Consider the following 8,245-nt stretch of genomic DNA (forward strand, 5'->3'; position numbering starts at 1 on the left):
ATAATGGCTGTCGTCGCATCGTAATTCATTCGGAGACCTTGTATGTCCATGTTGAAAGGCAAAACCGCTCTCGTGACAGGATCGACCAGCGGAATCGGCCTCGGTATCGCAGTCGCACTGGCTCGTCAGGGCGCCCATATTGTTCTCAATGGCTTTGGCGATGTCGAAGCCCCTCGCGCACAGGTGCTGGAGGCCGGCAAGGCCGCAGGCATCAAAGTCGGCTATCACGGCGCCGACATGAGCAAGGCCACAGAGATTGAAGCCATGATGAAATACGCCGCAGCCGAGTTCGGCCGCGTCGACATTCTGGTCAACAACGCTGGCATCCAGCATGTGGCCAAGATTCAGGACTTCCCAGTCGAAAAATGGGATGCCATCATGGCCATCAACCTCAGCAGCGCCTTCCACACCACCCGACTGGCACTGCCCGCCATGCAGCAGGCCAACTGGGGCCGCATCATCAACGTGGCATCGGTGCACGGGCTGGTAGGTTCGGCGGAAAAATCAGCCTATGTCGCCGCCAAGCACGGCGTTGTGGGCCTGACCAAGGTGACAGCACTGGAAAACGCCACCACCGGCGTGACCTGCAACGCCATCTGCCCCGGCTGGGTGCTGACACCGCTGGTGCAAAAACAGGTGGATGCCAAGGCTGCTGCACAGGGCATCAGCAACGAAGAAGCCACCAAACTGCTGCTGGGCGAGAAAGAGCCATCGCAGCAATTCACCACGCCCGAAGAGCTGGGTGAACTGGCCGTCTTCTTCTGCTCGGCGGCCGCTGGCAATGTGCGTGGCGTGGCCTGGAACATGGATGGCGGCTGGACAGCTCAGTAAAGCTGCCACTCACAGCGCTGCAAGAGTATCAAATCAATAGCAACCACCGCTTGATTTGATTGCACTTCAAAGAAGTTAGCTGATGAAAATCAAAAAGGAGCTGCGCAAGCAGCTCCTTTTTTCATATCAGCTCACAGATCACTGCATCTGAATCGAGCCGCCGACGCTGACCGATACCTCGGCACGGTCAGCCTCCACCGGCACGGGCGCCGCATCGGCATAGCTGGCCTTGGCCATGCTCATCATGCGCGGGCGCGGCATGGGTCGCATGCTGGAGTCACTGCTATTCACACTCACCTCGCGCAGGCTGTAGCCCGCAAAGCCAAAGCTCTTGGTAATAGCCGCAGCACGCTGGCGGAAGTTCTCAATCGCCTTGGCCTGGGCTTCGCCCTCCACTTTTTCACGGGCTTCACGCGACAAGCCAAAGCCCATGCTGGCCAGCGTCATGTCCTGCACCTTGGCTGCGGCTTGCGTGATGCGCACAAAGTCTCGGCCCTGCAGCACGATTTCAGCCTGACCCTGCCAGCCCTCTACCTTGCCGTTGTTGCCGTAACGCGGCGAGATGGAGAAGTTGCCCGTGCTCAGCTCCATTTCGCCGTTTTTCGCCTCGTGGCGCAGCGTGGTCATCGCCGCTTCCACCAGCTTTTGCAACTGGGCCTGCACGGTGGCCGCATCCCGCCCATCCTTGGTGGCAGACAAAGTGGCCGTCATCCAGTCCTGGCGCACTTCAACCGTGCCCTGTGCCGACAGCTGGACCACATTCACAGGCTTTTCACCTGTCGCCGCGTTCTGCGCCCAGACATTGCCACCGGCGCAAGCCGCTGCCAGCAGCGCGGCGACTGCGGTGAATCGGGACGAAGACAATGGTTTAGAAAATTTATTCATACGGTTCACCCTTGGAAATAAATCAAGCCATGCAGATACACATGAAGTTTGCAGCATCCGTGGATTGCGATTTTTACGGCCTGTCAGCAATCGGTGCGACTTCTTGTACGAAAATCACCAATTGACATCACAAACAGAACGATGATTGATACATAGATCGATTATTAAGGTCAAAGTTCAATCAGAAACATTTATTGTTCTAATTACAAACGCAACATTCGTAACAACTGGCAAGAGTCACCCTCTTTTCGCTGGATTTTTTGCGGCAAGCGATAACAATGCCACTGTTACAAATAAATCGCTAAGGAAGATCATGGCAACGACAAACAACCGCACTGACAAGATCCTCGTGGTGGATGACGATGCCCGTATCCGCGACCTGCTGCGCCGCTACCTGACGCAAGAAGGTTTCGAGATCATGATTGCCGAGGACGGCAAGGCGCTCAACCGCATCCTGCTGCGCGAAACTGTCGATCTGATCGTGCTCGACCTGATGATGCCCGGCGAAGACGGCCTGTCCATCTGCCGCCGCCTGCGCGCTGCCAATGACCGCACGCCCATCATCATGCTGACCGCCAAGGGCGAAGACGTTGACCGTATCGTGGGTCTTGAAGTGGGTGCCGATGACTATCTGGGCAAGCCCTTCAACCCCCGCGAATTGCTGGCCCGCATTCACGCCGTGCTGCGCCGCCGCCCGCCACAAGAAGCGCCCGGCGCTCCCTCTGGCGATAACGAAGTGGCAACCTTTGGCCCCTTCACCTTTGATCTGGGCACCCGCGTGCTGCAAAAAAATGGTGAAGAGCTGCCACTGACCACGGGCGAATTCGCCATGCTCAAGGCGCTGGTACGCCACCCACGCCAGCCACTGTCGCGTGAAAAGCTGGCCCTGCTGGCCCGCGGCCGCGAGTTTGAGCCCTTTGACCGCAGCCTGGATGTGCAAGTCTCCCGTCTGCGCAAGCTGATTGAGGAAGACGCGGCTGCGCCGCGCTATATCCAGACCGTCTGGGGCGTTGGCTATGTCTTCGTACCCGATGGCATGAACTAATCGACTCTGCCCGGCGCAGATCGACCATGCGCAACAAGCCGCCTCTCCTGGCGGCTTGTTGCATTGAGAGCCGCCAAAAAGCCCGCTTCGTTAAATATCTGAAACAAGAACGGCTCTTTTTGGACAACCCGTAACCCTTGCCCTGCCGTTTGCGCGTACGCTTGGGTTCAGTTTATTTTCAGCTTTGCTGCCCATGAGTGCTTTCCACGACACGCCACCCGATGCCACCAGCCCCGTACCTCTGGAGTACGAGCGGCGCACCACGGCGCGTTCCCCACTGGGCCTGAATCTCTTCTGGCGCACCTTCTGCCTGCTGGCCCTGCTGCTGGTCGGCAGCATTCTGGCGTGGCTGCAAACGCTGAGAGCGCTGGACTTTGAGCCCCGTACCCTGCAAACGGCCAAGCAAGTCGCCTCCATGGTCAACCTCAGCCGCGCAGCGCTGGAGCATTCGGACGCGATCAACCGCGTCTCGCTCATCAAGACCATGGCCGATCAGGAAGGCGTGCGCATCTTGCCGCGCGAGCCCGGTGACACTTTTGAACTGCTGGAGCAAAACTCGCTGGGCCAGAAGCTGACCGAAGAACTCACCACCCGCCTGGGCTACGGCACGGTGGTGGCGCGCAGCGTGAATGGCGAGCAAGGCCTGTGGGTGGGCTTCACCATCAACGGGGACCGCAACTGGATGCTGATGGACCAGTCGCGCTTTACCCCCGCCAGCGGGCAGACATGGCTGATCTGGCTGATTACGGCGGCTCTGCTGTCGCTGGTGGGTGCTGCCGCCATTGCGCGGCTGATCAACCGGCCGCTCAAGCAACTATCCTATGCGGCCAACCGCGTGCGCGAAGGTGACTTCGACGCCAGCCAGCTCGACGAAGAAGCCGTGACCAGCGAAATCCGCGAGGTCAATATCGGCTTCAATCGCATGGCCAAAAAACTGGCCAAGCTGGAGCAAGACCGCGCCGTGATGCTGGCCGGCATCTCCCACGACCTGCGCACGCCGCTGGCGCGCCTGCGCCTTGAGACGGAAATGAGCGTGTACGACGACGTGGCGCGCGAGCACATGGTGGCCGACATCGTGCAGCTGGATGCCACCATCGACAAATTTCTGGACTATGCCCGCCCAGACCACCGCGTCATGCTCAGCCCTGTGGATCTGCATGCGGTGGTCGCGTCCTGCGTCTATGCCGTGCAGGATCACCGCGAGCTGCAGATCACCATGAACGTGCCCGATAACCTCTACGTTCTGGCCGACGAGGTGGAGCTGGCCCGCGTGATCTCCAACCTGTTTGAGAATGCCCGCCGCTACGGCAAGACGCCATCGACCGACATCACCGAAGTGGATGTGATTGCCAAAGAGAGCGAAAAATGGGTGGTCATTCGCATACGCGACCACGGTAAGGGCGTGCCGCCCGAGCAAATTTCCAACCTGACGCAGCCCTTCTTCCGGGGCGACACTGCCCGCACCGCTGCCGCTGGCGCGGGTCTGGGCCTGTCTATCGTCGATAAAACGGTGCAGCGCATGGGCGGCATGTTTGCACTGTCCAACTCATCCACTGGCGGGCTGGTTGCCCACCTGCAGTTGCAGCGTGCCATGGGGGTAACGCCCAGCGCCGCCCCCGAGCAGCGCCTGCAGCGCCCTCAGGTCAAACGCAATCTGCCGCGCGACAAAAAAGATGAGGACGGCCTTTACGAGGCTTGAGCCTGCAAAGCCGCCACGGACTCAAGCCTTGTAAAGTAAGACCACCGCCCGCGCTTCCATGGCCTGCTGTAGGCCTACCGGGCCCATCTTCTCAGCCGTCTTGGCCTTCACGTTGACCTGCTCCACATCCAGTGCCAGCACCTGAGCAATGCGCTCACGCATCTTCTCGATATGCGGCGCCAGCTTGGGAGCCTGCGCCACGATGGTGCTGTCGATATTGCCAATCTCAAAACCCTTGGCGCGCACGCGGCGCACGGCCTCAGCCAGCAGCACGGCTGAGTCTGCGCCCTTGAACTGGGGGTCGGTGTCCGAAAAATGACGGCCAATATCGCCCAGCGCCGCAGCGCCAAACAGGGCGTCGGTAATCGCGTGCAGCAGCACGTCGGCATCGGAATGGCCCAGCAGGCCCAGGGTGTGCGGCACTTCCACGCCACCCAGAATCAGCTTGCGACCCGGCACCAGCGCATGCACATCCCAGCCTTCACCAATACGAAAATTCATACAAAATCCTTTTCTAGCGCTTATAAATAAAGCGCTATCAGCTATCAATTTAATATTAATTAGTGTTCAGCATCACTTTTAGCGAGCAACCCGGCGCTGCATCAGCACGGCCTCAGCCAGCGCAAAATCATCGGGATAGGTCACCTTGAAGTTCTGCGCGCCGCCGGGCACCAGCAGCGGCGCGTGGCCTGCCAGTTCCATGGCGCTGGCCTCGTCCGTCACCGCATCGCCCGCCGCCTGCAAGGCTGCCAGCAACGCGCCGATGCGGAACATCTGCGGCGTCTGCGCCAGCCATTTATCGCTGCGGTCTACCGTCTGCGCCACACGGGCTGCGCCCCTGTCTGTCGATTGCTGTTTCAGCGTGTCGGGCAATTTCAGCGCCAGCAGGCCACCCACCGCATCGGGCAAGCAAGCATCCATCAGCGTGTTGACCTGCGCGCCCGTCACCAGGCAACGCGCCGCATCATGTACCAACACCCAGTCAGCAGCGCTTGCGCCCATGCGCAGCAGCTCTTGCAGGCCGTTGGTCACCGTCTCGGCACGGGTTGCGCCGCCGCAAGAGGCCACGGCAAGTCGGCTTTCAAGGGCGCGCGCCTGCCAGAAGGTGTCAGCTGGTGAGATAACTACCAGCACCTGGTGCATGCGCACCACCTGCAGCATGGCCGCCAGCGTGTGCATGACCATAGGCTGGCCTGCCACGCTCTGGTATTGCTTTGGCAGCTCAGGCGCTGGAGCATCGGCCGCAATGGCACGTGAGCCCACGCCAGCGCAGGGAATCAGCGCCCAGCAGCGCGGCGCGGCCGCCTGTTCGGCAAGGGATGAAGACGCTGCAGCAGCGTTTGCCTTGGCGTCCGGCATGGACTCAGGCGAGAAAAACCGATCTGTCATGCGCTCTATTTTAAAATTACTGTTTCGCCCGAAAGCGGATCCGCCAAATCTTTGGCCCTGCTTTCGGCTTGCATCACCGAGAGGTGCCCCCATTTTGAGTGAATGTGTCGCCAATCGTCAGCCCTGTGCTGACTGGCCTGTGAGCCAAGCCCTTAAGGGGCAAACTCGCCTGTACTCAATCTGTCCCCGTTTTAACGCATGCAGCCAGCGCCTGTGCCCGGCTGCATCTGCTCGTCTGTGAAAACCATGCAACTGCCCAAGCTCACTCCTGGTAAACGCTTTCACCTGCCCCGCCCCACCGGCAGCGCCGATGCACTGCTGCTGGCCAAGCTGGGCGAGCGCGAGAAAGGCGATGGCCGCGTGACTGCCATCGTCACGGCCGATGCATCCGATGCACGCCGCCTGATGGAAGAGATGGCCTTTTTCGCGCCAGACCTGCGCTGCGCCCTGTTCCCCGACTGGGAGACCCTGCCTTACGACGGTTTCTCACCGCACCAGGACTTGATCAGCGAGCGGCTGGCTGCCCTGTGGCGCATCAACCAGCGCGATAAGGAGCACGGGGCCGATGTGGTCATCGTGCCCGCCACCACGGCGCTGTACCGACTGGCGCCTCCGTCTTTTCTGGCGGGCTACACCTTTGAATTCAAAAGCGGGCAAAAGCTCGATGAAGCCAAACTCAAGGCCCAGCTCACGCTGGCGGGCTATCAGCATGTGTCGCAAGTAGTCAGCCACGGTGAATATGCGGTGCGCGGCGGCCTGATTGACCTGTTCCCCATGGGCTCGCAAGTGCCGTATCGCGTTGATCTGTTTGATAACGAGATCGACTCCATCCGCACTTTTGACCCCGACACTCAGCGCAGCCTGTACCCCGTACCCGAAGTGCGCCTGCTGCCCGGCCGCGAATTCCCCATGGACGAGGACGCACGAGCCAAGTTCCGCAGCCGCTGGCGCGAGATGCTGGAAGGCGACCCCACGCGCAGCCGCGTCTACAAAGACATGGGCCTGGGCATTGCCACGGCCGGCATCGAGTACTACCTGCCGCTGTTCTTTGACGAAACCGCTACGGTGTTTGACTACCTGGGCGACGAAGCGACGGTGGTGCTGCACGGCGATCTGGAGCCCGCCTTTCAGCGCTTTTGGCAAGACACCAAGGACCGTTACCGTCTGGTGCAGGGCGACCCTGATCACCCTGCCCTGCCGCCTGAGACGCTGTTCCTGACCTCTGAGCAGTTCTATACCCGCAGCAAAGAGCACGCCCAGCTGGCCCTGCGCCCCGGCACCGAAGACGTGGCCGACAGCGCTATTTTTCAGAAACTCACGGACTTGTCCGTCGTTCGCGGCGCCGAAGACCCGCTGGCCAAGCTGCAAAAACATATAGCAGCTTCCGCAAGCCGGGTGCTGCTTCTGGCCGAATCGGATGGCAGACGTGAAAGCCTGCTGGACTTCTTCCGTGCCTCGGGCGTCAACCCACCTGTGTTTGATTCACTGGCTGAGTTCCAGACCGATACGACGGAAAAAATCGGCATTGCCACCTCGAGCTTGATGAATGGCTTTGCCTGGGTGGAAGAAGGTCTGGACTTCGTCACTGAAACCGAACTTTTCGCCACCAGCCCCACGGGCCGCCGCCGCCGCAGACAGGAGCAGGTCAGCGATGTAGAAGCGCTGATCAAGGACTTGTCTGAGCTGAAAGTGGGCGACCCCATCGTTCACTCCGATCACGGCATTGGCCGCTACCGTGGCCTCATCAATATGGACATGGGCCAGAAAAACCCCGACGGCACCCCCGCGCTGCAGGAGTTTCTGCACCTGGAGTACGCAGCCAGCGCCGTGCTCTATGTGCCCGTGAGCCAGTTGCACTACATCAGTCGCTACACCGGCGTATCGCCTGACGATGCGCCGCTGCACAAGCTGGGCGGCGCGCAATGGGAAAAAGCCAAACGCAAGGCTGCCGAGCAGGTACGCGACTCAGCGGCGGAGCTGCTCAACATCTACGCCCGTCGTGCGGCGCGCCAGGGCCATGCCTTCCGCTTCCCAACGGCAGACTACGAGCAGTTTGTGGCTGACTTCGGCTTTGAAGAGACCGCCGACCAGAACGCCGCCATTCATGCCGTGATTCAGGACATGATCTCGCCCCAGCCCATGGATCGCCTGGTCTGCGGCGATGTGGGCTTTGGCAAGACCGAAGTCGCCCTGCGCGCCGCCTTTGTGGCGGCCATGGGCGGCAAGCAGGTGGCGTTTCTGGCGCCCACCACGCTGCTGGCCGAGCAGCATTACCAGACGCTGGTCGATCGCTTTTCCAAGTGGCCCATCAAGGTGGCCGAGGTATCGCGCTTTCGCTCCGGCAAAGAGATTACCGCTGCCATCAAGGGCATTGCCGACGGCACGGTGGACATCGT

Annotated in this window: 7 protein-coding genes; 4 read left to right on the plus strand and 3 right to left on the minus strand. The window is 60.6% G+C overall.

Annotated elements, in window-relative coordinates:
- Window positions 1-48: 48 nt before the first annotated feature.
- Window positions 49-831, plus strand: a complete 783-nt coding sequence (locus RSF91_RS16785) for a 3-hydroxybutyrate dehydrogenase (protein WP_332569501.1) — start codon at window positions 49-51, stop codon at window positions 829-831.
- Between the two features lie 138 nt (window positions 832-969).
- Here RSF91_RS16785 and RSF91_RS16790 read toward each other — a convergent pair whose 3' ends face one another.
- Entirely contained in the window at window positions 970-1,716 is a 747-nt protein-coding gene (locus tag RSF91_RS16790; protein ID WP_332569496.1) for an SIMPL domain-containing protein, read from the minus strand.
- A 313-nt stretch (window positions 1,717-2,029) separates the two neighbouring features.
- Between RSF91_RS16790 and ompR the strand changes: the two genes are divergently transcribed.
- Both ompR and RSF91_RS16800 read left to right on the plus strand, forming a co-directional pair.
- Window positions 2,030-2,761: an osmolarity response regulator transcription factor OmpR gene (gene ompR, locus RSF91_RS16795; protein ID WP_099736624.1), complete on the plus strand. Its 732-nt coding sequence runs from the start codon at window positions 2,030-2,032 to the stop codon at window positions 2,759-2,761.
- Window positions 2,762-2,954: 193 nt separating this feature from the next.
- On the plus strand, window positions 2,955-4,460 hold the full coding sequence (locus tag RSF91_RS16800; RefSeq protein WP_332569497.1) for a sensor histidine kinase: 1,506 nt from the start codon (window positions 2,955-2,957) through the stop codon (window positions 4,458-4,460).
- A gap of 21 nt (window positions 4,461-4,481) precedes the next feature.
- Here the strand turns inward: RSF91_RS16800 and ispF are convergent, their stop codons facing one another.
- Window positions 4,482-4,961, minus strand: coding sequence for a 2-C-methyl-D-erythritol 2,4-cyclodiphosphate synthase (ispF, locus tag RSF91_RS16805; RefSeq protein ID WP_332569498.1), 480 nt, complete (start codon window positions 4,959-4,961; stop codon window positions 4,482-4,484).
- A gap of 78 nt (window positions 4,962-5,039) precedes the next feature.
- Window positions 5,040-5,849, minus strand: a complete 810-nt coding sequence (gene ispD, locus RSF91_RS16810) for a 2-C-methyl-D-erythritol 4-phosphate cytidylyltransferase (RefSeq protein ID WP_442878878.1) — start codon at window positions 5,847-5,849, stop codon at window positions 5,040-5,042.
- Window positions 5,850-6,095: 246 nt separating this feature from the next.
- On the opposite strand from ispD, the gene RSF91_RS16815 reads away from it, so the two are divergent.
- A partial coding sequence (locus RSF91_RS16815; RefSeq protein ID WP_332569499.1) for a CarD family transcriptional regulator occupies window positions 6,096-8,245 on the plus strand: 2,150 nt, incomplete at its 3' end.

It is taken from the genome of Comamonas sp. (genome assembly GCF_036643215.1).
GTDB lineage: Bacteria > Pseudomonadota > Gammaproteobacteria > Burkholderiales > Burkholderiaceae_C > Comamonas.